Source organism: Bacillus sp. bc15, assembly GCF_900142585.1.
In the GTDB taxonomy this organism is placed as follows: Bacteria; Bacillota; Bacilli; order Bacillales; family Bacillaceae_G; genus Bacillus_A; species Bacillus_A cereus.
The window spans coordinates 162,423-189,251 of record NZ_FRBJ01000005.1 but is presented as its reverse complement, the minus strand read 5'-3'; the positions used below and the strand labels follow the sequence as shown (position 1 = coordinate 189,251).

The window sequence follows — 26,829 nt, the reverse complement described above, 5'->3', positions numbered from 1 at the left end:
ACCCGTCGCTCCTGTTACTCCTGTCGCTCCCGTTGGACCCGTTGCCCCTGTATCGCCTGTTACTCCCGTCGCTCCCGTTGGGCCTGTTGCTCCCGTCGCTCCCGTTGGACCTGTGTCGCCTGTTACTCCTGTCGCCCCCGTTGGGCCTGTGCCACCTGTTGCCCCCGTCGGACCGGTTGGACCAACCTTAGGAACTGTCCCATCGCAACTAAAACAGCATGAATCAACATGTACACCATTTTGATTATTACACCCACAATATCCATTTACGTTATTGCTCCATGAAGACATGTTGATCACTTCCTTTACATGCAATCTTTTAAGTACAATCACCGAGTTAGAAAACATCTATCTAAATAACAAAGAAATACTTTACCTATTAGGGATAAACACAGATTTATTCCATACATTCTAGTAATTATTACATGCGATTCTCACTCTTTTTGCTTGTACTTTCGCCCCATCTCCACAGATTATTAACCATACACATTACACTTTCGTACACAGCCAAGTTCCCATTTAAACTTTCCACATTCGCCAATCTTTTTAGTAAAGAAGCTTATTCTTCATAAATAGCGACTATAACATATAAAAATCCGTATAATTTATTGTTTTTAGTCAAAATTTTAAAAAAATATTGACACTTAAATTATCCTCATAGTATGATTTGGTTGTTGTAATTGATAACCATTTTCACTTACGGTGCCAGTTACAAAAAACACTTAATTTGGGGGCAGAAGATGAAAAGAATTATCAGTATTTTCATAGTAATTCTTCTATTCGCTGTTGGATGTGGACAGCAAAAAGAGGAGAAAAAAGAAACAAAAGCGGACAATAAAAGTCAAGCTATAACGATTAAACACGCTGAAGGGGAAACGAAGTTAGATAAACCAGCGAAAAAAGTAGTTGTACTTGAGTGGGTATATTCAGAAGACTTATTAGCACTTGGTGTTCAGCCAGTAGGGATGGCAGACATTAAGAATTATAATAAATGGGTAAATACAAAAACAAAACCGAGTAAAGATGTTGTAGATGTAGGGACACGTCAACAACCAAACTTAGAAGAAATTAGCCGTTTAAAACCAGACTTAATTATCACAGCTTCATTCCGTGGTAAAGCAATTAAAAATGAATTAGAGCAAATTGCACCAACAGTTATGTTTGATCCATCAACAAGCAATAACGATCACTTTGCTGAAATGACAGAAACATTTAAACAAATTGCAAAAGCAGTTGGAAAAGAAGAAGAAGGTAAAAAAGTATTAGCTGATATGGATAAAGCATTCGCTGATGCAAAAGAAAAAATTGAAAAAGCAGACTTAAAAGATAAAAACATCGCAATGGCACAAGCATTTACTGCTAAAAACGTACCAACATTCCGTATCTTAACTGACAATTCTTTAGCTTTACAAGTTACAAAAAAATTAGGTTTAACAAATACTTTTGAAGCAGGAAAATCTGAGCCAGATGGTTTCAAACAAACAACTGTAGAATCATTACAAAGTGTACAAGATTCAAACTTCATTTACATTGTAGCGGATGAAGATAACATTTTTGACACGCAACTAAAGGGCAACCCCGCTTGGGAAGAATTAAAGTTCAAAAAAGAAAACAAAATGTATAAATTAAAAGGCGACACTTGGATTTTCGGTGGTCCTGAGTCTGCAACATCTTTAGCAACACAAGTAGCAGATGTAATGACAGCGAAGAAGTGATTACGCGATGAATAGCCTACAACATACACTTCGAGCAAGTCTTGTATTCGGAGGAGGAGCAGCTCTCTTGCTCCTCCTTTTCTTTATTCATATCGGACAAGGTCAAGCAAACATTTCCTATAGTATGATTATTGATGCTCTTATCTCACCGAACCAATCGCTAGAACATCAAACTTTAATCATGCTTCGATTGCCTAGAGCCGTAATTGCCATTTTAGCTGGAGGTGCCCTTGCTGCATCTGGGGTTATTTTACAAACATTAACGAAAAATCCACTTGCTGAATCCAGTACAATGGGTATTCACTCTGGCGCATATTTCTTTCTAGTAACGGCTACAATTTTCTTACCGAAAGGTTTACAAATTAATTCTCTTCTGTTCACATTTATCGGCGGTGCTATTACTGCTTTATTTGTATACCGTATTTCTGGTGGAAAAAAGGGAACCCCACTCAGAATGGCATTAGCTGGTATGGTGGTTACATTAATGCTCTCTGCCTTTACCGGAACGATGCAGCTTTTCTATGAAAATGAAACAGCTGGTTTATTTTTATGGGGAGCTGGATCTCTTATTCAAAATAACTGGGATGGCGTTCAATTTGCTTTTCCATTTATCATTATTTCTTTCCTAGTTTTACTATTTATATCTCGTAAACTCAACATTCTCTTACTTGGTGATGATGTTGCTGTTTCTCTTGGTGAAAAAACAGCAGTAACACGTCTTATCGCCTTCATTGCTGCAATCTTTTTAACAGCAGTAATTGTTACTGTTGTTGGACCAATTGGATTTGTCGGCTTAGTTGCACCTCATTTAATGCGCCTTATCGGATACCGTCAACACTTTACTCTTCTTCTCTCTTCTTTCTTATGGGGGGCAGTATTATTGCTTGGAGCAGATGTTGTCGGTAGATTAATAGATCCAACCGGTGCAGAACTTCCTGTTGGGGCAGTCACAGCAATGATTGGATCTCCTTGGCTTATTTACTTAGTGTACCGAATGATGAAATCGAAACAATATATGAATGATAACGGTGCGAATGCAGCTGGAGCTAGCTCCCGCTATTACTCTTATAAAAAGGTAATCATTATATCTATCACACTTTGTATTGTGACGATTGCTCTTGGTATTACAATCGGTAGTAACGCTTATATCGAAAGCATTACTAATGTTATATCAGGTCAATTAACACAATTTGACAAAAATATGATGATGAATCTTCGTTTACCAAGAATGCTCGTTGCCGCTATTGCTGGTGCATGCCTTGCAATAAGTGGGCTTGTTTTCCAAGGTATATTACGAAACCCACTTGCCGATCCTTCTATTATTGGTATTTCATCGGGAGCTGGTGTCGGTGCTTTAACTGTTATGTATGTCTTTCCTGCACTTCCTGGTTTCTTCCTACCAATTGGTGCATTTATTGGTGGACTACTTGCAGTAGGAATTGTCCTCTTCTTCTCATGGAAATCAGGGTTTAGCCCCACAGCTCTTGCTTTAATAGGGATTGGTATTTCTGCACTTGGCTCAGCAATTATTCAAATCTTTATCGTTAGAGCCAATTTGAATGTTGCCGCTGCTTTAACATGGTTATCTGGCAGTACGTATGCAAGAGGGTGGAATCACTTAGAAAATATCATTCTATATCCATCTCTAATTCTTATATTCATTATCTTTTTCTTAATAAAACAACTTGACGTTCTCGTACTGGGAGACGATTTAGCAACTGGACTTGGGCAACCAGTAAATAAAACACGTCTTGCTCTAATTGTGCTAGCGACACTACTTGCATCAGTAAATATCGCTGCCGTCGGTACAATTGCCTTTTTAGGCCTTGTCGCACCTCACTTAGCAAGAATTGTTGTTGGTATGAACCATCAAAGACTATTTGTTTGTTCAGCACTATTTGGAGCAATCCTTCTTTCTGTTGCTGACTTACTTGGACGTACAATCGCATATCCGAAAGAAATTCCTTCTGGCCTTGTCGTTGCTGTACTTGGAGCACCTTATTTCTTATGGTTGATGAGGAAGAGTGGGAAGAAGGTTAATTAAAAAGGAGGCTTCGTTTTAGAAGCCTCCTTTTTATATACTAAATAAAGTGAAACTTTAATCAGTGGAGTTTTCTTCATCCCCACTGATTATTAACCCACACCAATCGGGCTTTTATGAGCAGTGGATCTCCCACCTAACTTCTTTGCTCCAGCCGAATCTTGAAGTGGGAATTTTACTGCAGGTGAATAGCGGGATAAATTACTCTGATCTCACTAATTTCACAGATTTAGTCCCTCCCATAAACTCATGATGTACAGTTAATGTGTTCTCCTCAAGTTTCAAATCAACCTTCTGTTTTCTTTCTCCCATTAAAAATACAAGCTCTATGGAAATAATCCCTTGGTCCACACTTAATATTCGAAAGTCTCCTATAGTAGTCCCTTTCCCAAAAATATTATGTTCCATAAATTCTCCGCCTGTTTTCTCACTATTAATAGATTCTATTTCCAACCCAACTGGCCTGTCTGTACTTTCTGATGACATCCAAGACCCCTTTAACTTTCCAATATTAGCCTCTTTTTTCTTTTCATTTTTTAACTCTTCCTCTTTTTTCTTGACTTCTGCTTGTTGAGTTAGTAAGCCATCGATTTGCTTATTCAGCTCTTGGGCCCGGTGATTTTCCGAAATAAATTGTTGATTTTGACCAGTATCGTTAAAAATTTTATTTACTATCCCTTTAGCCTCTTCATACTTTTTATCATTCTTTAACTTCTCTGCCTTTTCCAATTGACCTATATATTGACCTTTTAACTCTTTATGCTCTATGAGCGAATCTTTTTGTTCTTTCGCTTGACTTTGAAGGATTGCGGAACCATCTTTCATTTTTTCTACTTCTTGAAACAAACCTATTGCTTGTTCTATATTTCCACTCGATTTCTCTTTTATCGAACTTATCATCTTAGTAGTTTGGTCTTTTAATACCTTTGCTTCTTTATCATCCTTTTTCTCTTCTAATGCTAGCTCAAATGATGCTACTGCCGTGTCATACTCTTTACTCGCTAACGCCAATTTCCCTTGATCCATTGCTTTTTTATAGGTTTCATTGCTACATCCTACCATTAAAAATAAAATTATGATTCCTAAAATCAATCTTTTCATAATATCCCCCTAAATTAATATAATTCTATATACACTCAATAGTATCATAAAATTTATATATAAAATTTTAAATACCATCATTAAAACATAAAGGGAACTTGTCATTTCTTCTCGAACTTAATCTATGAACATAAGTAGAGGGGGATAACAATAATGTACCAAACAATTGAAGGCTTTTTACAATCATGGACATACGAAGCAGAGTCTACTCAGAAAATGCTTGATTCATTAACCGATGCATCTTTATCACAAGAAATTGCACCTGGGCACTGGACGTTAGGTAGAGTTGCTTGGCACATCGTGACGGCAATTCCTGTTATACTATCTGGCACAGGGCTAAAGTTTGAAGGAGAATTGAAAGATTATCCTGTTCCAACTTCTGCAAAAACAATTGCAGATGAATACCGTAAAGTAAACGCGGCTTTTGTTGAAACACTTCAAAGTAAATGGACTGATAAAGACTTAGCTACTATTAATGACTTCTTTGGTCGCCCTATGCCGAATTCTATATTTCTAATGACACTCATTAATCATCAAAATCACCACCGCGGACAAATGACGGTTTTAATGCGACAAGCTGGCTTAACAGTTCCTGGCGTATATGGCCCCGCAAAAGAAGAATGGGCTGCGGCTGGAATGGAAGCTCCTAAAATGTAACGACAAAAAAGACAAGATGTTTACATATCTTGTCTTTTTCTGTAACTTGTTTCATGTGAAACTATTTTTTAAAATGGTTGTTTTATGGAATATATAGGTTAAAATGAATACATATTACGAAGAGGAGTAACCAAATTGAATACAAAAAATAAAAAAATAGCTATGGGAACTATTTTACTAACTTCTCTTATTGGAGTTATTAGTGTATCTCTTTATTTCACCTATTATGGTACCCCTTGGGGAAAACAAGCAGCAATTACGGACTCAAAAGAGTATATTACAAAATATTTTAATCTAGATGCAGAAGTCAAAAATACTTCTTACGATGCTAAAATGAATAGCTATGCAATCTCCTTTGAAACAAGTACCGACGGCGAGTTTACTATCGAATATAAAAGTCCTAATAACTTTAACATTTCTCCAGACGTGCAAAAGTATTTAAGCACACACTCTAAATTTACAGAGTAGTAACGAAGCGTACATATACAAAAAAGAGTTGGTGTAACGCCAACTCTTTTTCACATATTCTTATCATACAGTTATATCTTCCTTCTCTATATTTTTAATGCCGTAATACGCAATCACAACTCCAATTGCCGCCAATGCTAGTTGAAGGGGAAGTAAAGTTGCTGTAGGAAACTCTGGGTTGGTATTCATTGCAATTGAGACAACGATAAGAGATGAAACAATTGTAGTTGGTACTGAACGTTTACGCATTCCGAAATATAATGGGATTAAACTCATCCCCGCAGTTGCAATGGCTAAAGGAACTAGTTTTATTCCTTCTTGCACCAATTGATCTACTGTGAATGAATTAGGAAGAATTGAAAAACAACTATCTATCCCAAAGAAGATTCCTACTACTAAAATGTTAGATACAATAACTGTTATAAATGTTACTATCGCTGTAATAGCCAACTTACTAGCCATCATTTTCTTTCGGTTAATGGGATAAGAAAACATGAGTAGTATTGTTTTATTTTTATATTCGCCAATTATTAACCTTGCTATTAATACACTACCAAAAATAATAAATGTTGCTCTTACTACTGTACTAGCCATTAACAAAATCATCTGCGGATCTCTTATTTCTGGATCTCCTTCTATTTGTGCAATGAAACTAACAAAGATTAATAATGCCAGTATAATAATATTTGCAATAACTGCTCCCCTCACATACCATCCAAACTTAAATTTCTTCAATTCTAACTTCATAAGACGTAGCATGATATTCCTCCTTCCTCCTTGGACTTAATCAATATAAATGACTCCTGTTTCACTTAAAATCTTCGCTTCATTTTTTGCATCACCAATCGTTCCTACTTTTATTTTGTCTGTATTTTTATCTTTCTTAAGTCCTTTTAAATCCACTATTACGTCAGCCGAATTACTTTTAGCCATAAGCTTCAATGATGTAGGGACACCTTTATACCGTACGCCAATATCCCCTGATTCTGTTTCTACAAATAATGATTTTCCTTCTGTCATATCTTTCAGTAATACTTCCCCAGATGTTGAATTGATGTTCATATTTTCATTTTTTACATTTTTTACATTTTTACATAATTATCTCCAGTAGTGGAAGTTATATTTACTTCTTGTAATGAACTATCTTTTAACATTAAATCTCCGCTTTCGGATGTAAATTCACCCTTCTCTGCCGATAACCCTGTAATCATTCCATCTCCAGATTTTCCTTTTTTCACGATGCTTTTTACTACTATATCTCTTATTTTCACATCACCCGATTTATTATTTACTACAATTTTATCTATTTCTTTCTTCGGAATAGCTATAGATATACTATTTTTCTTCCTAAACGTGAAACCATTAAAAAATCTGTTCATCTTTTGTTTTTGTTTAATCATAATTTTATTTTCATCATTTTCTATTTTGACAGGATCTATCTCTTTATCTACTTGTTCACCTTGAGCGGAAATTACTATTTTATTAGCGTCTTTACTTTTAAATTCAAGATTCCAATTTTCATTGTCTACTTCTATTTCTTTTATATTATTGATTTCAAAAGACTTTTCTTTCTTAAAATCTTTCCCCTGAAACACCTTAAAACCAAAAACCGCACTAGCAATTGTAATGAATAATATTGCAATTACTATTATTTTTTTCACCATTCATACCCCAGTTCGTTTTTTGTTTTAAGCTTGCTTCACGCCACATCGATCTTGTCGATTTTACGAAACGATAGATAACTAATGAAAATTCCTAATAAACAGAGCACGATTGGGATAGCTATAAAATCAAACATACTTACTTGACCGTTTCCAGGTCCAAAGTTACCACTAATCAGCATACCAATTATTACTGCCGAAGTAATCGTTGTCGGTGTCGATTTCTTTCTCATTCCAAAAAACAAAGGAATTAAACTTATACCAGATATCATAAATGCACTTATAATAGTACCTGGAACGATAGCTATTATTTCACCTATCGTAGCTGGTGTTTCAATCAGTCCCATCATTGGACTCACAAAATAAACAAGCAAACTAATAATGAAAGTCGCGATAATGGTACTCACAAAACAAAAACAAAAAACAATTGTTAATTTTGCACTCATTAGCATTTTCCTTTGAAGCGGATACATAAATGATAGTTGTATCGTTTTATTCTTATACTCATCAATTACTAAACGTGATAAAATGACCGAACTAAAAATAATGAATGTTATCCTAATAAAAATATTTACTAAAGCCATATTCTGTGTGAAGTCAGAGAAGAGCATGTCTTCCTCGGCTTTCATTCCCAATGCCATAAGGCTTACTGCAGCGAAAATTGCTATAATACAAATTGCTACCCCTTTAAAGTAACTAGATAATTTATGTTTCTTCCATTCGAGCTTCATTAATCTAAGCATACAAACCACTCCTCCATTCTTTATATAACTGTCTTTATGCAGCTAACATTCTAATTCCAGCAGTAACGAAGCTTAACATTCCTATCACTAGTAGAATTAACAACCATTTCCGCTCTGGTTTTCTATAATATAAAATTCCACTTATTAGCATTACGATAAATCCACTTACCAGGTTCAGCCACAGTCCATTAAGCATGAATACCTTCTCCATCCATTACATTTAAGAAATATTCTTCTAAGGAACTATGTTTCTTATTAATACTTTCAATTTCCACATCGTTCATAATAAGTGCTTTTGAAATGGCCTGCTGAGACGCTGACGTATCATACACACGAATCATGGTTCCACTCATTATTTTGTAGTTTTTTATACCAAGTTTATCTTCTAAAATATAAGCTGCACGTTTCACATCAGGAACAGTGATTTCAATGTACTCTGTTTGCTTTCCGTTAATACTCTTCATTGAAACTTCTTTTATTAGTTTTCCATTTTGAATCACACCAATTGTATCGGCCATTAGTTCCATCTCACCTAAAATATGACTAGAAACTAATAATGTAATACCGTATTCTTTGCAGAGCATTTTAAATAATTCTCGTAACTCTTTAATACCAATTGGATCTAAACCGTTAATTGGTTCATCTAAAATGAGCAATTCTGGCTTTGTCACGATCGCCCTTGCAATACCGAGTCGTTGTTTCATTCCTAATGAAAAATCTTTTACTTTTTTATTATCTATCCCTTGTAGTTTCACTAAATGTAAAGCATGGTCAATTGCATTTTTATCGTAGTAGCCCATATATTCACAATGCAGGTCTAAGTTTTCTTTCGCCGTTAATTTATCATAAAAGATTGGGTATTCAATAATTGTCCCCATTCTTTTTAATACTTCATAAGATGTATCTGTTAATTTCTCACCGAAGATTTCAATATCACCACTCGTCGGTTTTATTAAATTTGTAATCATTTTCATAATCGTTGTTTTACCAGCACCGTTTGGTCCTAAAAAACCGTAAATTTCTCCTTTTTTCACATGCATGTTAACACCGGAAATAACTTCTTTCCCTTTAAACACTTTCGTTAACTGGTTTGTTTTTAATATATATGTCATGTTACTTTCCCCTTTCGCAATACTCTATATTTCTATAATAGACAACGAAAATCTCTTTTTTCTTACCCGTTTCTTACAAATTCCTTACGCTGAAAAAAAGCTTGTAGAATCTACTGCTCTACAAGCTAAAACTGCATCTTTGTTAATACAATTGTAAAAATTGTTTTTTCATGCGGTTTACTAGAAAGGTGAATTTTTCCGTCCATCGCTTCCACAAGCCGTTTCGTAATCGTTAATCCTAGACCGCTTCCTTGGTACAATCTATTTCTTGAATCTTCAAGTGTGTACATACGCTCAAATACTTTATCAATATGAGATTCATCAATCCCTTTTCCTTTATCCCATACGTCTATATACACACTCGTTTCATCATCTCTTAACGTCATACCAAGTGCCTTTCCATCGTCTCCATATGTAATCGCATTTGATATTAAATTATTCAATACCCTACCTAATACTTCTACATTTCCAAGTGCGTATATATTTCTTTCTGGTATATCAATATGAACCTGAAAACCTTTCGTCGTCACTAAATCATAAAAAGATAAAATCTTCTCGCGGCAAACTTCATTCATATTTACTTTTGTCATTTCAATTGCTTTGTCACCAGATTCTAATTTTGCCAAGTCAAAAAACTTATGAATTAACTCCATCACTTCTAGTGTTTTCATATGCACTTTTTCAAGTAATATTTGTTGTTCTTCTTTATTTATCGTTTTATCCTTATTTAACATTTCTGTATATCCAAGAATAACTGTTAGTGGTGTTTTCAAGTCATGCGAAATATTTGAAAGCATTTTTCTCATCGAAATTTCTACTTTTGCATGATCTGCATTCGTTTTCTGTTTTGCATCTAATAATTGATTAATTGCCACTAATAATTTTTGCAATTCTAGATCATCTGTCATAACGAGTAACGTCTCGCCTGTTTTGTCATTTACAATACTTTCTAACTTTTCATATGTGTATCGTAAATTTTTACTACTATTTTTTCTCATTCTATATCGCATATAAATAACACATAACAATATAAAAATAATACCTATTAACAAATTGACCATATTACATCACTTCCAACTTATAGCCGATGCCCCATAACGTTTTAATATATTCTGGATTAGATGGATCACTTTCGATTTTCTCACGCAATCTTCTCATATGAACATTAATAACGTTATCATCACCGTAATACTCTTCATTCCAAACTAACGTATATATTTGCGCTTTTGTAAATACACGATTTTGGTTCTTTACGAATAGCTTTAAAATCTCAAATTCTTTTAAAGTAAGTTTGAGAGGCTTCCCGTTTTTTTCAACTGTAAAATTAATTGGATCAATTGTTAAATCACCAATTTGAATCATTTTTTCTATTGTTTCTGTAGCCGAGTATTTCGTAGACCTCCGAATACCTGCTTTTACACGTGCAGCCAATTCAATCATAGAAAACGGCTTACAAATGTAATCATCTGCTCCAAGTCCTAATCCAACAGCTTTATCAACATCTGTATCTTTTGCCGACATCATTAAAATCGGAACTGCACTTTTTTCACGAATGATTCGTACAACCTCTAAGCCATCTAGCTTTGGCATCATAATGTCAAGGATAATCAAATCAAATGAACCTTTTAAATATGTGTTCACACCTTCTTCTCCATCAGACGCAATTGTTACTTGAAAGCCCTCTTTTATTAAATACTTTTCCACCATCTCTTGAATTGAGATATCATCTTCAACTAATAAAATATGATGTGACATATGTCTATCCCCTTTTTACAAACGTTAACAATCCAATTGTATCGTAACTACTACAGACTGGAAACAATTATATGAATTTTCAAACCAACTTCCCTTCCTTCCTTAACAATGATATGATGAAATTCACTACGATTGTTCATAATTAACTTTATATAAAGGAGACTTATCATGTCAGAAAATAAAAAAGTAAGCTTAGCTGATTTAATGCGCGAACAACTTGCAAAGAAAAAGCAAGGTAACGGTAATGGTCAGAATGCCAAAAACCAAAGCCAAGAAACGAAAAAATTACAAAACCAACAAACGAAGAAAGCAAACAACCAACGTAGACGTACAGGTGTGTAAATGAACGGACAAAAACGTTCTAATATCGCGCCCGGTCTTGAAGTTGATATTGTATTAAAACAAGATCAACGAACAGGCAAATTAACACGTGGAATTGTAAAAGATATTTTAACAAAATCCCCTTCCCATCCGCATGGCATTAAAGTACGATTGCAGGACGGGCAAGTCGGTAGAGTACAAAATATCGTTCAATAAGAAAAGGAGCTCAAGTAAACTCGAGCTCCTTTTCTTTATTAACCTTTAATTTTCTCGATGAAAACTACTTTTAAGTAGTCTCCTTCTTTAAACTGATCAATGGTACGGAAATCTTCTGGTAAAGAATGTTCTTCTAATATTTTATATTTGCCATTCATTTCTTTAAAGGCTGTATCGATAAAGCCTTTAAACTTTTTCATATCGAATGCGCTACAATTTGTAGAAGCAACGATAATACCGTTATTTTCTGTAATAGCAATTGTTTCTTTTAATAAATTTTTATAATCTTTTGCTGCACTAAATGTATATTTTTTTGATCGGGCGAAGCTTGGAGGATCAAGTACGACCATATCAAATTTCATCTTTTTCTTCGCTGCATATTTGAAGTAAAGAAATACATCTTCTACAATAATATCTTGTGCTTCATAATCAACTTCATTGACACTAAACTGCTCAATTGTTTTACTTAAACTACGATTTGCAAGGTCAACACTCGTCGTTTTACTCGCTCCGCCCAGCGCTGCAAATACAGAGAAAGCACCTGTATAAGAGAACATATTTAACACTGTTCTTCCCTTTGCATATTTATCACGAATTTGTTTTCGAACGTTACGTTGATCTAAAAATACACCAACCATTGCCCCGTCATTTAAATAAACAGCGAAGTTCACACCGTTCTCTTTTACGATAAGTGGAAACTCACCGCGCTCTCCTGCTACGAAATCATCACCTTCAATGTATTTCCCTTTCGTATCAAAACGCTTTTTCTCATAAATGCCTTTAAAGTTTGCTACTTTTTGAAGAGCTGCTATAATCTCATCTCTGAAAGTGTAAATCCCTTCACTATACCAACTTACTACGTAGTAGCCGTCATAGTAATCAATAATTAATCCGCCAAGACCATCACCTTCACCATTCACCACACGGAATGCTGTCGTATCACTTGATTTATAAAATTGTTTTCGTTTATGTAAGGCAGATTTGATTTTACTTTCAAAGAAAGATTGATTAATTTGTTCACTCTCTTTTCTCGTTAAAATCCAGCCGTATCCTTTATTTTGTTTTCCATAATAACCTTTTCCGACAAAGTTGTTCTTCTCATCTACTACTTTGATGATTGTCCCTTCTTCACGAACATCGTTTAAATTTTGAATTGCATCTTTTAAAATAAGTGGGTATCCACTTTTAATTTCTTTTATAAATTTCGTTTTTATTTTTATAGTTACTTCTGATCGCATATAATAACTTCCTTTCCATTTGCATGCTTTCTCTATAGGAAGCATTTAAAAAACGAGCCTGAAAAAACAGCCTCGTTTCACTATACCATATTATTGCTTTGCTAGTACAACTCGCTCATTCTCGCACTTAACCGCCACATATTTACTACGTTTTGAAATGGAACTCTCACTGTCCAAAATAATAGAAAAAAATTATATATTTCACATTTACCATTGACATTGATAATGATTTTCATTATCATTTAATGTATATGAGTTCTTGAAAATATAGCTACATTTATAGGAGGAATAAACATGATTATTGTTACAAATACAGCTAAAATTACAAAGGGAAATGGACATAAATTAATTGAGCGTTTTAATAAAGTAGGTAAAGTTGAAACGATGCCAGGCTTTTTAGGTCTAGAAGTTCTTTTAACGCAAAATACAGTTGATTATGATGAAGTAACAATTAGCACTCGCTGGAATGCAAAAGAAGATTTCCAAGGTTGGACAAAGAGCGCCGCATTTAAAGATGCTCACTCACATCAAGGCGGGATGCCAGAATATATTCTTGATAATAAAATTGCTTACTATGATGTAAAAGTTGTACGTATGCCAATGGCTGCAGCACAGTAAAAACAGTTCTTTTTTTAAGTATAGAATATGAGAAGCGTTATCTATCACTTCTCATATTCTATACTTTTTTCTTTAATTTCTTTTTACTAATTTCGCGTGTACAACTAGCCTTCCAGCCTCTGGATCAAGCGCATAGTCACAAGTAGAAAGTGTTACAACTTCATCATTAGCCGTCAATTCCGTATCCGTTTTGTACAGTGATTTTTCTTGAATTTCCTTTAAGAACGATGTATATGCTGCATCATTTTCAAAATCCGTTTCAATGTAATAAAAGTCCGTTGTTGTCGTGTATACTGAAAAAACTTCAACGTCGTATCCTTCAAATAATGTATCGTAATATAATTTACGATGGGACATGAAAAAGTCTTCGTCCAACATCTTTTTTAAACTACCAAACATAGAACCGTCTTTCATACGATGACCATATAAAATCGTATTGCGATTTCGAGATTTCACATCATTACGATGGTCCATAAAAATGCTGCCCGCTCTCATATCTTCACCTTTATAATTACGAAATAAATAGTACTCATTATCTTTTGCTTGAACGATTGGATAATTAATTTGTGTATCATCCATCGTAATCCATCCGACTATCTCTGGATTAATTTTCTGGAGATCCTGAAACTGTTTACGTACCTCTCCGTCTTCCGATTTTTCTTCCATTGGACTTCTTTTATAAATATGTTGTGCCTCAGCCATTACTTTACGATTTTCATAATAATCCATGAAAATCCCGCCCAACTCATACATTGAATAGAAAAAGATTCCTAAAAACGCAATTGTAAGTATGCGTTGAAAAAAAGAATTCTTTTTCCGTCCTTTCTTGCTATTCAAATTATCACCTCAAAACGGATTATGCTCAGCCTTTAGATTCCCATAGGTACCATGTACAATCCGGTATCTTCATCCTGCTTTACAATGACATCTACACCATATATTGCTTTAACCATTTCTTCTGTTATTACATCATTAGGATTACCTTTCGTAATGATCTCTCCATCTTTCATAACGATAATATGGTCGCTATAACGAATGGCTTGATTAATATCATGTAATACCATTACAATCGTTAGCCCATACACTTCATTTAACTCTTTCACTAACTCTAATATTTCTAGCTGATAGTAAATATCTAAATATGTTGTCGGTTCATCTAAGAAAAGCATTGGTGTATTTTGAGCTAATGTCATTGCGATCCAAACTCGCTGCCTCTCTCCACCAGATAAAGCATAGATTGGCTTATCACGCTTACTTTGTAAATTCGTACATACTAGTGCGCGCTCTATCGCTTCTCTATCTTCATCTGTTTGCGGAGAGAAAATATTTTTATATGGCATACGCCCAAAGCTTATTAGCTTTTCCACTGTAATATCTGCTGGAGCCTCATTTTGTTGATGGACAACTGCTAGCTTTCTAGCAAACTCTTTCGGTTTATATTCACTAATCGCTTTCCCATCAAGTATTACTTCTCCACTGCTAGGAACGTGATTTCTAGACATGACACTAAGTAATGTTGATTTCCCGCATCCATTCGGGCCAATGATTGTTGTAATTTTCCCAATTTCTATTTCACTACTAACAGACTTTAAACGATTTGTTACGTTATCGTATGAAAAGGTTACATTTTTAATTTCCATGAACTTTATCACTCTTTCTAAGCAAGAATATTAAGAATGGACCACCAATAACCGCCATAATTGTTGCTGCTGGAATTTCGTTAGGTGGCACAATTAACCTTCCAATCGTATCCGCCGTCAAAATTAATAACGCGCCTGCAAGAGCAGAAAATGGAATTAATACTTTATGGTCTGAACCGACTAATTGTCTTGAAATATGCGGAACTAGTAATCCTACAAAAGCAATAACACCTGCAATCGCTGTTGATACTGCCGCTAAGAGTACTGCAATGGCAGAAATAATAAGACGAACTCTCGTCACGTGCAAGCCTAAGTTTTTCGCAGTCTTATCTTGTAGCGATAATAAGTTACACCAAGCTCCTACGAACAGAGCAAGAATAAGACCAATCGTTCCATAAGTCACCATTATTTCTACATCGCCCCACGTCTTCATTGTTATGTTAGAAGTCGTCGTTTGCTTAATACTCTTAATAAAATACCCACAAATCGTAACGAATGATTCATTTAATCCAGTAAACATCGCATTAATGGCAATACCAATTAAAATAATGCGAAGCGGGCTTAACCCTGACTTCCATGAAAACGAATAAACGAGATAACACGCAAACGCACCACCTAAAAAGGCGAATACGGGTGTCCAGAAAAAGAATTGCGGGAACAATGTAATAATAACGAGTGTCATAAAACTAGCTCCTGAAGATATACCGATTACCCCAGCATCAGCGAGTGGATTCTTCATAACAGCTTGAAAAAGCACCCCTGAAACAGCAAGAGCCGCTCCAGTGAACAGCGCAATAATAATACGCGGGAAACGTAAATCTTTAATGACTTCAACATCTTCATTCCCACCTGTAAATATCCCTTGCACAAGTTCAACAATACCTACTTCTAAACTCCCTTTCATCGCTGACAATGATGTCATAACAATGAGCAATGCAGTAACAATGAGGAAACTCCAAGTTTTTTTATTCATTCTGCTCTTCCTTTATATTAAAATGCATCACGGATACATCATATTTTTCAATTCATCTAACGCTTCAATTGCTGCTAAATTGCCTGTCGTTCCAAATAAACGCTCTTCTAAATCGTAAACACGGTTATTTTTAACCGCAGCAAAGTGTTTCCAAATGTCATTTGTTTTAAATTCTTTATCAAACATTTTTACAACTTCATCAGGCATACCATGAGCTGCTCGTAAAATAATATCTGGATCAGCTTTCTTTAAATACTCTGTATTAGAAGCTAAATATTCTACTTGTTCACCTTGCACAATATTTTTACCACCTAGTTGTTTCACTAAATCTCCAATATAAGAATGCTCTGTTGCTACTAAATAACTGCCCGGCACACCTAATAAAATAAGCACTGTCGGTTCTTTCTTTCCTTTTACTTCCTTTTGAATGCTAGCAACCTTTTTATCTAACTTAGTTACTACTGCTTCAGCCTGCTTTTCACGTCCATATTTCTTACCTAAATCGCTAATAGAACTTTGCATATTTTTTAAACTCGTTAAATCTAAAAAGTTTGCTTTCATACCCACATCATCAAAAACTGGCTTTAATTCATATTCAAGTGTTGTCACAGATAACACTTCTGAAGGCTTTAATGACTTTACCTTTTCCATATCTGGACTCATTGGATTCCCAACTTCAGGTAAACCTTTATATCGCTTCGGTAAAGTTTTAGAACTTGTTGGAACGCCGACTAAATCTACTTCTAACGCATCCATAATTTCAGTAACAGCCACTGTTGTTGCAACAACGCGCTCCTTACTCTCACTCTTTACCTGCTTTGCTGTTTCTTTTTTTGGTGATGAGCACCCGGCTATACTCATTAACAAAATGATAGCCATTAGTACACTTACGATTTTCTTCACTCTCAATCACCACTCCCTTCCATACAATATGAAACAAGTCTTGATGCACGCGAACATGCATCAAGACTCCAAAAATTACAATCTACCTGCTCTATATTTACGAACTAGTAAAGCAAGTGAACCTAGCAGTAACACCATGTATAAACCAAGTTGTGCTGTATCTGCAGTTTTTGAGTTTTTCTCTTTTTTCGAATCATTTTTTGTATCTTCTTTTTTCTTCTGACCATCTGCATTTCGGTTAAAATCAGGAGTACCTACTGTTTTTACATTATCTACTTTCGGTGTAGTCACTGGATTTTTCGGTTCATTTTTCGGTTCCTCTTTAATAGTTCCTAACGCGCCGATATTATTTGTATCAAATTGAATTTGTACATCGTAGAAATGATGGTAGTTCATCTCATCGATGTCTACCTTTACTTTTGCGTTTAATTTTTTAAATAGATCTTCTACTTCAAACTGTACTACTCGCGTATTTGCATTTTTATCTTCGCTTACTACTTTCGCATCAGCGAATAGTTCCTTGTTTTCCGTTTGGAATTTCGTAATCCACGCACTATTTTTCAGCGTCATCTCAATGTATTTTTTACCATCTTTTACGATTAATTTCGCTGGATTTACAACATAGTAATTCATCTTTGAAATCTCATCTGTTTTATCTTTTAATACTTTAAATGTAATATCATATTGGCCATCTACTAAATTTTTCGGATCAACTATTACTTTCGGGTTATTATTTCCACCTTGGTTTCCATTCCCATCTTGGTTGTCATTCCCGCCTTGGTTGTCGTTTCCTCCTTGGTTGTCATTTCCACCTTGGTTGTCATTCCCGCCTTGGTTGTCGTTTCCTCCTTGGTTGTCGTTTCCTCCTTGGTTCCCTAAAGCTTTAATACTGTCTTGATCAAATACAAATTGAACATCGTAGAAATGGTGATAATTCATTGAATCAATATCTACTTTTACTTTTGCATTTAATTTTTTAGACAAATCGTTTACTTCTACTTCTACTACTCTTGTATTTTGTTCTTTATTTTCACTTATCACTTTTGCATTAACGAAAGAACCATTCTTCTCAAATTCAAATTTCGTAATCCATGTACTATTTGTTAATGTAAACGATACGTATTTCTTACCATCTTTTACTTTTAATACACCTGGGCTTTTTGTGTATGTGTTCATCATTGAGATTTCATCTGTTTGATCTTTTAACACTTTAAAGCCAATGCTGTATTCACCATCTTTAAGAGCTTTTGGATCAATTGTTGTGTTATTATCTTGGTTGTCGTTTCCTCCTTGGTTGTTATTTCCTCCTTGGTTGTCGTTTCCTCCTTGGTTGTTATTTCCTCCTTGGTTGTCGTTTCCTCCTTGGTTATCTAACGGCTTAATGCTACCTTTATCAAATGCAAATTGAATATCGTAAAAATGGTGATAATTCATTGAATCGATATCTACTTTTACTTTTGCATTTAACTTTTTCGATAAATCTGGTACTTCTACTTCCACTACGCGTGTATCAGCTTTTTTATCTTCACTTATTACTTTTGCATCAACAAACGAACCATTTTTCTCAAATTCAAATTTTGTAATCCAAGAACTGTTCGTTAACGTAAATGATACATACTTCTTACCATCTTTTACTTTTAGCACACCTGGACTTTTTGTATATGTGTTCATCATTGAAATTTCGTCTGTTTGATCTTTTAATGCTTTAAAGTTGATGCTGTATTCACCATCTTTAATTGTTTCAGCATCTGGTTTTTTATTTTCATCTGGTTTTTCTGCTTCTGGTTTTTCTACTTCCGGTTTTTCTACTTCTGGTTTTTCTACTTCTGGTTTTTCTACTTCTGGTTTTTCTACTTCTGGTTTTTCTGCTTCCGGTTTTTCTACTTCTGGTTTTTCTGCTTCCGGTTTTTCTACTTCTGGTTGTTTCTCTTCATTTTTAATTTGTTCAAGTTTATCTTGTTCAAATAAAAGTTGTACATCATGCGTTTGCTTATAATTTCTTGATGCCATTTCGATAAATACTTTTGTATTTAGTTTTTTAGATAAATCGTTTACTTCAAACTCTACTACTCTTGTATCTTTTTCCTTATCCTCACTCACTACTTTTGCATCAACAAATGCGCCATCTTTTTCCGTTTGGAAATTTTTAATTAATGAGCTACTTTTTAGTGTTACAATTGCTTTTTTCTTACCGTTTTCTACTTTTAATACTCCTGGATTTACCATGTAAGTATTCATCTTAGATTCTTCATCTGTTTGATCTTTTAATACTTTAAATGGAATGCTGTACGCACCATCTTTAATTGTGTTAGAATTTGGTTGTTGATCTGGGTCAGGCTTTTGGTCGGGCTTCTGACCTGGATCGGTAGTTTCATTTGGATCTGGCTTATTAGCTGGGTCCTCTTTTTCATTTGGTTTTTCTACATGAATTGGTGTAATGCTATTTTGATCAAATGCAATACGAACGTCGTACTCATGATGATAATTTAAAAAATCAATATCTACTTTTACTTTTGCGTTTAATACCTTCGCTACATCTTCTACATCAAATTCTACTACTCTTGTATCTTTTTCTTTATCTTCACTAATTACATTTGTCGCAACTAGCTTACCTGCTTTTTCTGTTTCAAACTTCGTAATCCATGAACTATTCGTTAATGTAAAGGATACTTTCTTTTTCCCATCTTTCACTTTTAAAGTTCCCGGGCTTACTGAATATTGATTCATCATCGATTCTTCATCTGATGTATCTTTTAAAACTTTGAAGCCAATTGAATATTCACCGTCAGCCAACTTGGTAGCTGCTTGAACTGCAAGTGGTTGTAATGTTGATACGAATGTAAATATCATTAAAAACATAGCAACAATAATTTTTGTATACCTGTTCAATGGAACGACTCTCCCTTTTGAAAATTATTTAATACTGTTCCCATCAAATACAAAGCGAATATCATACGAAGCATTATAATTAATAATTGGAATATTAATTTTCACCTTGCCATTTAGTTTTTTTGACAAGTCAGCAACTTCAAATTCTACAACTCTAGTATTATCTTTTTTGTTTTCACTTAACACGGTTGTTTCTACAAATTGACCATCTTTTTCTACTTGGAAACTTTTAATAGAAGCACTATCTTTCACTTTAAATGAAACATATTGTTTTCCATTTTTAACTGTTAATGTTGCTGGGCTTTCAAAATAACTATTCATTCTAGACGATTCATCTTTATCGCCTTTCCATACAGTAAAAGCAATATTATATTTTCCATCAGCTAGTTTTGTAGCAGCCTTTGCATCTTGTAAACCTAGTGTTGCGATAAATGTAAATAAAACAGCAAATACGGCAATAATCATTTTAAATTGTTTAAACATATATTCATCACCCTTCAAAAGATTTATTTACTCAATTTCACTTTACGAATTAAGAAAGCACCTGAAATAAGAATTAACGCTGCAAACAATCCAATACGTGCTTCATCGCCTGTTTTTGGGTTATCTGTTTTTTCAGCTTTTCCATTTTCATTTTTTGTTTCTTTGTTCGCTTCTTTAGCTGTTTCCTTACTCTCTACTTTTGTTTTCTCTTCTTTTACTTGTGTATCTGTTTTCGCTTGATCATTATTTTTTGTTGTAGCAGCTACGCCGTTATCGCCACCTACAGCTTTTACATTTGCATCAAAAGCAAAACGAATTGTGTAGTGGTGGTCATAGTTTGCATTTGGTACAACAACATGAATTTTTACAGCTGCTGGTTTGGATAAATCATCTACTTTAAACTCTACTGTTCTTTTATCTGCCGATTCATCTTTACTAACAACTTTCGCATCAACAAAATTCCCGTTCTCTGGTGCTTTAAATTCTGTAATCCAAGCACTATGATTCATCGGAACTTGTACTCTCATCTCACCGTTTTTCACTATTAATTTTGCTGGCTTTTCAAAATAGTCATTTGCCATTGAAGCTGAATCATTTTCCGCTTTTTGAATTACGTAATTAATATCGTAAGTACCATCAGCTAGTTTTGCTGATGCATTCCCGTATGGCATTACAAGAAAAGCTAGCATACATACGAACGTTATAATAAAAGCGGGTAATACAGAAACCTTTTTCATTTTTCTTGTTTCCTCCTTTGTTATCTTTCACTTCACTTTTTGAAAATGATAATTATTCTCAATTTATAAGAAAAAAAATAATCTCTTCTACCTATTATTTAATTAGCATTCTTTTATGTAACATAAGCATTATTGATTATCATTCTCATTGAATGTTAAAAATAATATCTCACCCTATTCCTTATATGAAGGCATAGAAACTGAGAAAAAATTACAAAACTCATTTATTGATTATCATTCTCAATATAAATCAAAAAAATAAACTATCTCTTCTCCTCTTCTTTCACCTCTTCCCCCTAACAACACTTTAGTTATAGAAACCCCTTTTCCCTCACTTCCCTTCCAATATTTCCACAACTAAGTCAATCTTAGCCTACTCATAAATTTTTTGTCAACTATATTACGTATAAAATTTTTAATATCTGAATTTCTCTATATATGGCTTTTTCTACAAAAAAAGAGACTTTCTATTATAGAAAGCCTCTTTTCTCTATTTTTCTACAGCAATTTCCTGCTTTTGAAACTTAGAAACTATATAACCAAATCCTATACCGATTATGCCTGGAACTAACCAACCAATTCCTACACTATATAATGGAATCTTATCTAAAATAGGTGCTAGCGCTGCAATTTGAAGGTTTGCATTGTGTAACCCATCAAAGAAACTTATTGCAAATGCTCCTACAATCCCGCCCACATACATCGCTAATGGAAGACGAACGTAGTTTTCAACAAGTGATAATACGATAAGTACGATTCCAATTGGATAAATGGCGATTAAGATTGGTAATGCTAATGCATTTAACTGAGTTAACCCAAGGTTTGCTACCATAAATGCTAATACACAGAAAATAAAAACGACTTTTTGATAAGAAAGCTTTGGTAATAAGGAAGAGAAGTAATCACCACAAGCTGCAACAATACCTACAGAAGTTGTTAAACATGCTGCTGTAATTGCGATCCCTAGTAATAAAGTTCCGTAGCTACCAAATAAATGATTCACGACATTTGTTAAAATAATTCCTCCGTTTGCGCCCATTCCAAGCGATACACTAGAAGCTCCAAGATACGCAAGCGCTAAATACACAAGTAGTAAACCAAGCGCTGCAATAAATCCTGCAAAGATTGTTACTTTTGCAATACTATTTTTATTTGTAATGCCTTTTTCTTTTAACGCATGAATTACAACATTTCCGAATACCAGTGCTGCAAGTCCATCTAAAGTTAAATATCCATCAATAAATCCTTTAAAGAGAGGAGCACTATACGCTTCTGTCGGTGCACCAAATTCTCCAATTGGTGTAATAAGTGCTTTACCTACGATAATTGCAATAACAGCTAATAGTATTGGAGTTAGCACTTTACCAATACGCCCCACTAATTTCGAAGGATTTAAAGCTAAATAGAAAGTGACTGCAAAGAAAATAAGTGTAAAGATAACAAGTGGATATGACTGACCAGCTATCTCACTTGGTAAAAACGGTGCAACACTCATCTCATAAGCTACTGTTCCTGTACGCGGCACACTTACGAATACGCCTAAACATAAATAAATTGCAGTGATAAAAACAAGTGCGAATATAGGATGTACACGTCCTGCTAGCTCATTAATATCTCCCTTTAAAGCTATAACAATTACTCCTAATAAAGGTAGTCCAACCCCTGTTACGATAAAACCAAACAGCGCGATCCATACGTCCGTTCCAGCACCTTGCCCTAACGCTGGTGGAAAAATCATATTGCCTGCACCAAAAAACAGTGCAAATAACATTAAACTTATTGCAAACATCTCTGAAAACTTTAAAGATGATTTCATTTCTACTAACCTCCTAAAATAATTAATTGACAAAATATTCTGAATTAAAATCCGTCACATATCCTCTTTCAAGCATACTTCCCCGTAAAAGAACGCAAAAAACACCCGTCCCTAACAAAGGGACGAGTGTTGAAATCGTGGTTCCACCCTTATTCTAATAAAATGAATTTATAGCAAAATAAGCTCATTTTATAGCTCGTGTAAATTGATAACGGTTTTATCCGTCAAGAATTACAATGCATCATGTATGCAGTTCACTCTTGAAGTTTAGAGGTGGTAAGCTTGTCTTTTCGTATTAGGAAGCTCACAGCCTAAGGCTCCCCTCTCTGAGAATCGTAAAATACAACTCATGTCCTCATCATTACTTTTATAAAATATCTTGTCGAAACTTGTTGTTTTTTATTATATGGGCTATTTTTTAAAAAATCAATAGTTTTATTTTTTCTGACAAAAAAATATAGGGAGAAAATTTTTCCTCCCTATAACTGCCCTTTTAATATCTCTAATTCCTCAGTTGCAATGTTCCGCCATTTTCCTACTCCAAGCTCATTTAGCTCTATATTCATAATGCGCACTCGCTTTAGCTTTATTACAGTAAATCCGAAAGCACGACTCATTCTACGAATTTGCCTGTTCATTCCTTGCGTTAAAACGATACGAAATGTTGATTGATCGACTCTCGTCACTTTGCACGGCTTCGTCATACCATCTTTAATCTTTACACCGCTGGACATCTCATCAATAAACCAGTCCGTAAAAGGTTTATCGACTGTGACAACATATTCTTTCTCGTGTTCGTGATCACCGTGTAAAATTTGATTGGCAATCGCGCCATCATTCGTTAATAAAATAAGTCCTTCTGATGCTTTATCTAATCGCCCAACTGGAAAGATTCGCTCTGGGTAATTGATATAATCAATAATATTATCTTCAATATGATCAGCTGCTGTACAAGTAATTCCGACTGGTTTATGAAATGCGATATACACCTTTTCTTTCTCTTCTTTCGCAATAACCTGTCCATCAATCGTTACAACATCACCATCGCTCACAAGTGCACCGTGCGTACATATTTCGCCATTAATAGCCACGCGTCCAGCTTTAATAAGGCGGTCTGTTTCACGTCTTGAGCATGATTTTGCTTCGCTTATGTATTGGTTGATTTTCATGTTTTATTCCTTTTCATATATAATAAAAACGTCAATCTATGGCAATATCATTATGCCACGATTGACGCTTTTTCACTTCGCAAAAACAACTAAATAAATAACCCCAATCACCAAAAATATTCCACAACAAGCTAACAATACTTTTGCAAGTTTGTCCATAAACATATAATGGTTTCCCCTTTGTTTCGTTGTTTGCTATTTTAATTCGACAACTGTTACGCCTAGGCCTCCCTCGCCCATGTCACCGTAACGGTAATTCTTCACGCCGCGATGCTTCTTCAAGTAATCTTGTACACCTTGGCGAAGCGCTCCTGTTCCTTTACCGTGAATGATTGATACACGAGGATAACTTGCAAGCTGGGCATCGTCTAAATATTTTTCAACGCGCATCATTGCATCTTCATAACGTTCACCGCGAAGATCAAGTTCCAATGAAACGTGGTAATCTCTACCCTTCACACTTGCGACTGCTTTTTTCTCTGTTTGCTTCGGTGTGTTAATGTATTCCATGTTAGATTCTTTTACTTTCATCTTCAGAATACCGATTTGTACGCTCCACTCTGTATCACTTACTTTTTCAAGTAATTGACCCTTTTGACCGAACGTTAATACTTTTACTTCATCACCTGCGCGTAACTGTTGTTTCGGCGCAGTGTTTTTCACGTTTACTTTTTGTTTCTTCACAAGCTCTGGCGCTGTTCCTTCTAGACGGCTCTTCGCTTCAATAAGCTCATGGTCTTTCACATTTACAAGCTGTGCTTTACGCAATTGACGAAGTTCTTGAATAATACCTTCTGCTTCTTTCTTCGCAGCTTCGACTTTTTCTTCCCCTTCTTTTTGCGCTTTTAATAGTTTTTCATCACGCTCATCGTTAAACTCAATAATTTGACGTTGCAACTCACGATGAAGTTTCTCAGATTGTTTGCGAAGTGCCTCTGCTTCGTTCCAGTCACGCTCTGCATTCTTTTGACTTTCTTCTAACTTCGCAATCATATTCTCAATTTTGTTTGTATCTGTACTAATGTGGTTACGTGCTTGGTCAATAACGCGATCAGATAATCCAAGGCGCTTCGAAATTTCAAAGGCGTTACTACGACCTGGTACACCGATTAATAATTTATACGTTGGGCTTAATGTGTTCACATCGAACTCAACACTCGCATTAATAACTTGCTCACGGTTATATCCGTACGCTTTTAATTCTGGGTAATGCGTCGTAGCAACAACGCGAGCACCGCGGTTACATACTTCATCTAAAATCGAAATTGCTAGTGCAGCACCTTCTTGCGGGTCTGTTCCAGCACCTAATTCATCAAATAAAACTAAGCTTTCAAAATCAGCTTTTTCTAAAATATCTACAATGTTCACCATATGTGAGGAGAACGTACTTAAGCTTTGTTCAATCGACTGCTCATCACCGATATCAGCAAAGATATTTTTAAATACACAAATCTCTGACTCATCCATTACTGGAATGTGAAGACCAGATTGCGCCATTAATACACAAATACCAACTGTTTTCAGCGTAACTGTTTTACCACCTGTATTCGGTCCTGTAATAACAATTGTTGTGAAATCTTTACCTAGCATAATGTTATTTGGCACAATAATTTCTGGATCGATTAGCGGATGACGAGCTTGTCTTAAATCCATATAACGCTCGTTATTTACAATTGGTTTCGTTGCTTTAATTCGTTTCGCATAAAAAGCTTTCGCAAAGATGAAATCAAGATTTGCAACTACTTCTACGTTTGATAAAACGATATCGGCTTCTACTGCCACTTCTTCTGTTAACATTAATAAGATGCGTTCAATTTCTTGTTTTTCTTTCACTCGTGCTTCTTGTAGTGCATTATTTAATTCTACAATTACTTGTGGTTCAATAAATAATGTTTGTCCAGAAGCAGATTGGTCGTGAACAATACCGCCATATACGCCGCGGTATTCTTGTTTTACTGGGATTACGTAACGTTCATTACGAATTGTTACAATCGAGTCAGACAGCATCTTTTGCGCGTTTGAAGAACGCGTCATATTTTCTAACTTTTCACGAATACGGCTTTCCGCAGTACGAATTTGAGTACGAATACCACGCAGTTTATCACTCGCACTATCGACTACTTCACCGCCATCACCGATGCAATTTGTAATTTTCTTTTCTAACTCATATAAAGATACAATTTGAGCGACATGAGTTTCTAAAATCGGAAGCTCGACACCGTTATCAGCCATATCTTCAATGAAACGTTTCATATTACGGCTACCATACATCGTATTCGCAATATCAAGTAGTTCATTTGGGCTTAACATACTTCCAATCTTTGCACGCTTCACATTCGAGCGAATATCCGTAATGCCACCTAATGGTGCACTACCTTTTAAACGAATGACTTTCGCTGCTTCATCCGTTGTATCTTGCATTTCTACAATTTCTTCAAAATCAGTGCTCGGCACTAAATTCTTCACTTTATCACGGCCAAGTGAAGAGGCTGTATGTTCAAGTAATTGTTCTTTTACTTTATTGTATTCTAATACACGCAACGTTCTTTCTAACATGTTGCAGGTCCCCCTTG

25 protein-coding genes, 2 pseudogenes and 1 other annotated feature are annotated in these 26,829 nt (G+C 35.0%); of the genes and pseudogenes, 7 read left to right on the top strand and 20 right to left on the bottom strand.

What is annotated here, in order from left to right:
• Positions 1–291, bottom strand: a pseudogene (locus BUA87_RS18475) (collagen-like protein); the annotation flags it as partial.
• 449 nt (positions 292–740) lie between these two features.
• On the opposite strand from BUA87_RS18475, the gene BUA87_RS18470 reads away from it, so the two are divergent.
• On the top strand, positions 741–1,715 hold the full coding sequence (locus tag BUA87_RS18470; protein ID WP_072940447.1) for an ABC transporter substrate-binding protein: 975 nt from the start codon (positions 741–743) through the stop codon (positions 1,713–1,715).
• Between the two features lie 7 nt (positions 1,716–1,722).
• Positions 1,723–3,759: a Fe(3+)-hydroxamate ABC transporter permease FhuB gene (fhuB, locus tag BUA87_RS18465; RefSeq protein ID WP_072940445.1), complete on the top strand. Its 2,037-nt coding sequence runs from the start codon at positions 1,723–1,725 to the stop codon at positions 3,757–3,759.
• A 198-nt stretch (positions 3,760–3,957) separates the two neighbouring features.
• Here fhuB and BUA87_RS18460 read toward each other — a convergent pair whose 3' ends face one another.
• Complete coding sequence (locus BUA87_RS18460; protein WP_072940443.1) at positions 3,958–4,857, bottom strand: hypothetical protein; 900 nt, start codon at positions 4,855–4,857, stop codon at positions 3,958–3,960.
• 153 nt (positions 4,858–5,010) lie between these two features.
• Here BUA87_RS18460 and BUA87_RS18455 point away from each other — a divergent pair, with 153 nt between their 5' ends.
• Positions 5,011–5,514: a DinB family protein gene (locus BUA87_RS18455; RefSeq protein ID WP_000284979.1), complete on the top strand. Its 504-nt coding sequence runs from the start codon at positions 5,011–5,013 to the stop codon at positions 5,512–5,514.
• Between the two features lie 135 nt (positions 5,515–5,649).
• The gene (locus tag BUA87_RS18450) at positions 5,650–5,982 is read left to right on the top strand and encodes a YfjL-like protein (RefSeq protein ID WP_001093300.1); all 333 of its coding nucleotides are present in this window, start codon (positions 5,650–5,652) and stop codon (positions 5,980–5,982) included.
• A gap of 63 nt (positions 5,983–6,045) precedes the next feature.
• Here BUA87_RS18450 and BUA87_RS18445 read toward each other — a convergent pair whose 3' ends face one another.
• The 7 genes and pseudogenes from BUA87_RS18445 to BUA87_RS18420 form a co-directional block, all read right to left on the bottom strand.
• Positions 6,046–6,741: an ABC transporter permease gene (locus tag BUA87_RS18445; protein WP_000945180.1), complete on the bottom strand. Its 696-nt coding sequence runs from the start codon at positions 6,739–6,741 to the stop codon at positions 6,046–6,048.
• Between the two features lie 24 nt (positions 6,742–6,765).
• Positions 6,766–7,646 (bottom strand): annotated as a pseudogene (locus BUA87_RS18440) (DUF4097 family beta strand repeat-containing protein).
• A 35-nt stretch (positions 7,647–7,681) separates the two neighbouring features.
• A complete protein-coding gene (locus BUA87_RS18435) occupies positions 7,682–8,386 on the bottom strand; it encodes an ABC transporter permease (protein WP_000945210.1) in 705 nt (234 codons plus the stop codon).
• Between the two features lie 34 nt (positions 8,387–8,420).
• Positions 8,421–8,582, bottom strand: a complete 162-nt coding sequence (locus tag BUA87_RS31395; RefSeq protein WP_000931814.1) for a hypothetical protein — start codon at positions 8,580–8,582, stop codon at positions 8,421–8,423.
• On the bottom strand, positions 8,575–9,498 hold the full coding sequence (locus BUA87_RS18430; RefSeq protein WP_000221065.1) for an ABC transporter ATP-binding protein: 924 nt from the start codon (positions 9,496–9,498) through the stop codon (positions 8,575–8,577). Before BUA87_RS18430 ends, BUA87_RS31395 begins: the two co-directional genes overlap by 8 nt.
• 125 nt (positions 9,499–9,623) lie before the next feature.
• Positions 9,624–10,559, bottom strand: a complete 936-nt coding sequence (locus tag BUA87_RS18425) for a HAMP domain-containing histidine kinase (RefSeq protein WP_072940440.1) — start codon at positions 10,557–10,559, stop codon at positions 9,624–9,626.
• A gap of 1 nt (position 10,560) precedes the next feature.
• Positions 10,561–11,253 (bottom strand): response regulator transcription factor, encoded by a 693-nt coding sequence (locus BUA87_RS18420; protein ID WP_000018029.1) that lies wholly within the window; start codon positions 11,251–11,253, stop codon positions 10,561–10,563.
• A gap of 168 nt (positions 11,254–11,421) precedes the next feature.
• On the opposite strand from BUA87_RS18420, the gene BUA87_RS31390 reads away from it, so the two are divergent.
• Both BUA87_RS31390 and BUA87_RS18415 read left to right on the top strand, forming a co-directional pair.
• Entirely contained in the window at positions 11,422–11,595 is a 174-nt protein-coding gene (locus BUA87_RS31390) for a hypothetical protein (protein WP_001293577.1), read from the top strand.
• Positions 11,596–11,790, top strand: a complete 195-nt coding sequence (locus BUA87_RS18415; protein ID WP_001014307.1) for a YwbE family protein — start codon at positions 11,596–11,598, stop codon at positions 11,788–11,790.
• A 38-nt stretch (positions 11,791–11,828) separates the two neighbouring features.
• Here the strand turns inward: BUA87_RS18415 and BUA87_RS18410 are convergent, their stop codons facing one another.
• Positions 11,829–13,028 (bottom strand): class I SAM-dependent rRNA methyltransferase, encoded by a 1,200-nt coding sequence (locus BUA87_RS18410; RefSeq protein ID WP_001255950.1) that lies wholly within the window; start codon positions 13,026–13,028, stop codon positions 11,829–11,831.
• A 294-nt stretch (positions 13,029–13,322) separates the two neighbouring features.
• On the opposite strand from BUA87_RS18410, the gene isdG reads away from it, so the two are divergent.
• Positions 13,323–13,646 (top strand): heme oxygenase, encoded by a 324-nt coding sequence (gene isdG / locus BUA87_RS18405; RefSeq protein WP_000587818.1) that lies wholly within the window; start codon positions 13,323–13,325, stop codon positions 13,644–13,646.
• Between the two features lie 72 nt (positions 13,647–13,718).
• Here isdG and srtB read toward each other — a convergent pair whose 3' ends face one another.
• The 10 genes from srtB to BUA87_RS18355 all read right to left on the bottom strand — a co-directional run bounded on the left by srtB (position 13,719) and on the right by BUA87_RS18355 (position 26,812).
• On the bottom strand, positions 13,719–14,483 hold the full coding sequence (srtB, locus tag BUA87_RS18400; RefSeq protein WP_001086119.1) for a class B sortase: 765 nt from the start codon (positions 14,481–14,483) through the stop codon (positions 13,719–13,721).
• A 32-nt stretch (positions 14,484–14,515) separates the two neighbouring features.
• Entirely contained in the window at positions 14,516–15,286 is a 771-nt protein-coding gene (locus BUA87_RS18395) for an ABC transporter ATP-binding protein (protein ID WP_000403765.1), read from the bottom strand.
• On the bottom strand, positions 15,276–16,259 hold the full coding sequence (locus BUA87_RS18390) for a FecCD family ABC transporter permease (RefSeq protein WP_001036841.1): 984 nt from the start codon (positions 16,257–16,259) through the stop codon (positions 15,276–15,278). The genes BUA87_RS18395 and BUA87_RS18390 overlap by 11 nt, the downstream gene beginning before the upstream one ends.
• A 27-nt stretch (positions 16,260–16,286) precedes the next feature.
• Entirely contained in the window at positions 16,287–17,168 is an 882-nt protein-coding gene (gene isdE, locus BUA87_RS18385) for a heme ABC transporter substrate-binding protein IsdE (protein ID WP_002094153.1), read from the bottom strand.
• A gap of 69 nt (positions 17,169–17,237) precedes the next feature.
• Complete coding sequence (locus BUA87_RS18380) at positions 17,238–20,051, bottom strand: NEAT domain-containing protein (RefSeq protein WP_072940438.1); 2,814 nt, start codon at positions 20,049–20,051, stop codon at positions 17,238–17,240.
• Positions 20,052–20,075: 24 nt separating this feature from the next.
• Positions 20,076–20,534, bottom strand: a complete 459-nt coding sequence (locus BUA87_RS18375; RefSeq protein ID WP_000476164.1) for an NEAT domain-containing protein — start codon at positions 20,532–20,534, stop codon at positions 20,076–20,078.
• A gap of 23 nt (positions 20,535–20,557) precedes the next feature.
• Positions 20,558–21,271 carry a heme uptake protein IsdC gene (isdC, locus tag BUA87_RS18370; RefSeq protein ID WP_023523143.1) on the bottom strand — a complete coding sequence of 238 codons (714 nt, stop codon included), beginning with the start codon at positions 21,269–21,271 and terminating at the stop codon, positions 20,558–20,560.
• Between the two features lie 490 nt (positions 21,272–21,761).
• Entirely contained in the window at positions 21,762–23,087 is a 1,326-nt protein-coding gene (gene brnQ, locus BUA87_RS18365; RefSeq protein ID WP_000842650.1) for a branched-chain amino acid transport system II carrier protein BrnQ6, read from the bottom strand.
• Positions 23,088–23,202: 115 nt separating this feature from the next.
• Positions 23,203–23,458 (bottom strand) — a binding site (T-box leader).
• Between the two features lie 108 nt (positions 23,459–23,566).
• On the bottom strand, positions 23,567–24,256 hold the full coding sequence (locus tag BUA87_RS18360) for a 23S rRNA pseudouridine(2604) synthase RluF (RefSeq protein ID WP_000700737.1): 690 nt from the start codon (positions 24,254–24,256) through the stop codon (positions 23,567–23,569).
• 195 nt (positions 24,257–24,451) lie between these two features.
• On the bottom strand, positions 24,452–26,812 hold the full coding sequence (locus BUA87_RS18355) for an endonuclease MutS2 (RefSeq protein ID WP_000893743.1): 2,361 nt from the start codon (positions 26,810–26,812) through the stop codon (positions 24,452–24,454).
• Between the last annotated feature and the right edge of the window lie 17 nt (positions 26,813–26,829).

Excerpts from the sequence above, each read along its gene's own strand:
- BUA87_RS18470 (WP_072940447.1), top strand. The coding sequence starts at position 741 with ATGAAAAGAATTATCAGTATTTTCATAGTAATTCTTCTATTCGCTGTT.
- fhuB (WP_072940445.1), top strand. The coding sequence starts at position 1,723 with ATGAATAGCCTACAACATACACTTCGAGCAAGTCTTGTATTCGGAGGA.
- BUA87_RS18460 (WP_072940443.1), bottom strand. The coding sequence starts at position 4,857 with ATGAAAAGATTGATTTTAGGAATCATAATTTTATTTTTAATGGTAGGA.
- BUA87_RS18455 (WP_000284979.1), top strand. The coding sequence starts at position 5,011 with ATGTACCAAACAATTGAAGGCTTTTTACAATCATGGACATACGAAGCA.
- BUA87_RS18445 (WP_000945180.1), bottom strand. The coding sequence starts at position 6,741 with ATGCTACGTCTTATGAAGTTAGAATTGAAGAAATTTAAGTTTGGATGG.
- BUA87_RS18435 (WP_000945210.1), bottom strand. The coding sequence starts at position 8,386 with ATGCTTAGATTAATGAAGCTCGAATGGAAGAAACATAAATTATCTAGT.
- BUA87_RS31395 (WP_000931814.1), bottom strand. The coding sequence starts at position 8,582 with ATGCTTAATGGACTGTGGCTGAACCTGGTAAGTGGATTTATCGTAATG.
- BUA87_RS18430 (WP_000221065.1), bottom strand. The coding sequence starts at position 9,498 with ATGACATATATATTAAAAACAAACCAGTTAACGAAAGTGTTTAAAGGG.
- BUA87_RS18425 (WP_072940440.1), bottom strand. The coding sequence starts at position 10,559 with ATGGTCAATTTGTTAATAGGTATTATTTTTATATTGTTATGTGTTATT.
- BUA87_RS18420 (WP_000018029.1), bottom strand. The coding sequence starts at position 11,253 with ATGTCACATCATATTTTATTAGTTGAAGATGATATCTCAATTCAAGAG.
- BUA87_RS31390 (WP_001293577.1), top strand. The coding sequence starts at position 11,422 with ATGTCAGAAAATAAAAAAGTAAGCTTAGCTGATTTAATGCGCGAACAA.
- BUA87_RS18415 (WP_001014307.1), top strand. The coding sequence starts at position 11,596 with ATGAACGGACAAAAACGTTCTAATATCGCGCCCGGTCTTGAAGTTGAT.
- BUA87_RS18410 (WP_001255950.1), bottom strand. The coding sequence starts at position 13,028 with ATGCGATCAGAAGTAACTATAAAAATAAAAACGAAATTTATAAAAGAA.
- isdG (WP_000587818.1), top strand. The coding sequence starts at position 13,323 with ATGATTATTGTTACAAATACAGCTAAAATTACAAAGGGAAATGGACAT.
- BUA87_RS18395 (WP_000403765.1), bottom strand. The coding sequence starts at position 15,286 with ATGGAAATTAAAAATGTAACCTTTTCATACGATAACGTAACAAATCGT.
- BUA87_RS18390 (WP_001036841.1), bottom strand. The coding sequence starts at position 16,259 with ATGAATAAAAAAACTTGGAGTTTCCTCATTGTTACTGCATTGCTCATT.
- BUA87_RS18375 (WP_000476164.1), bottom strand. The coding sequence starts at position 20,534 with ATGTTTAAACAATTTAAAATGATTATTGCCGTATTTGCTGTTTTATTT.
- isdC (WP_023523143.1), bottom strand. The coding sequence starts at position 21,271 with ATGAAAAAGGTTTCTGTATTACCCGCTTTTATTATAACGTTCGTATGT.
- brnQ (WP_000842650.1), bottom strand. The coding sequence starts at position 23,087 with ATGAAATCATCTTTAAAGTTTTCAGAGATGTTTGCAATAAGTTTAATG.
- BUA87_RS18360 (WP_000700737.1), bottom strand. The coding sequence starts at position 24,256 with ATGAAAATCAACCAATACATAAGCGAAGCAAAATCATGCTCAAGACGT.
- BUA87_RS18355 (WP_000893743.1), bottom strand. The coding sequence starts at position 26,812 with ATGTTAGAAAGAACGTTGCGTGTATTAGAATACAATAAAGTAAAAGAA.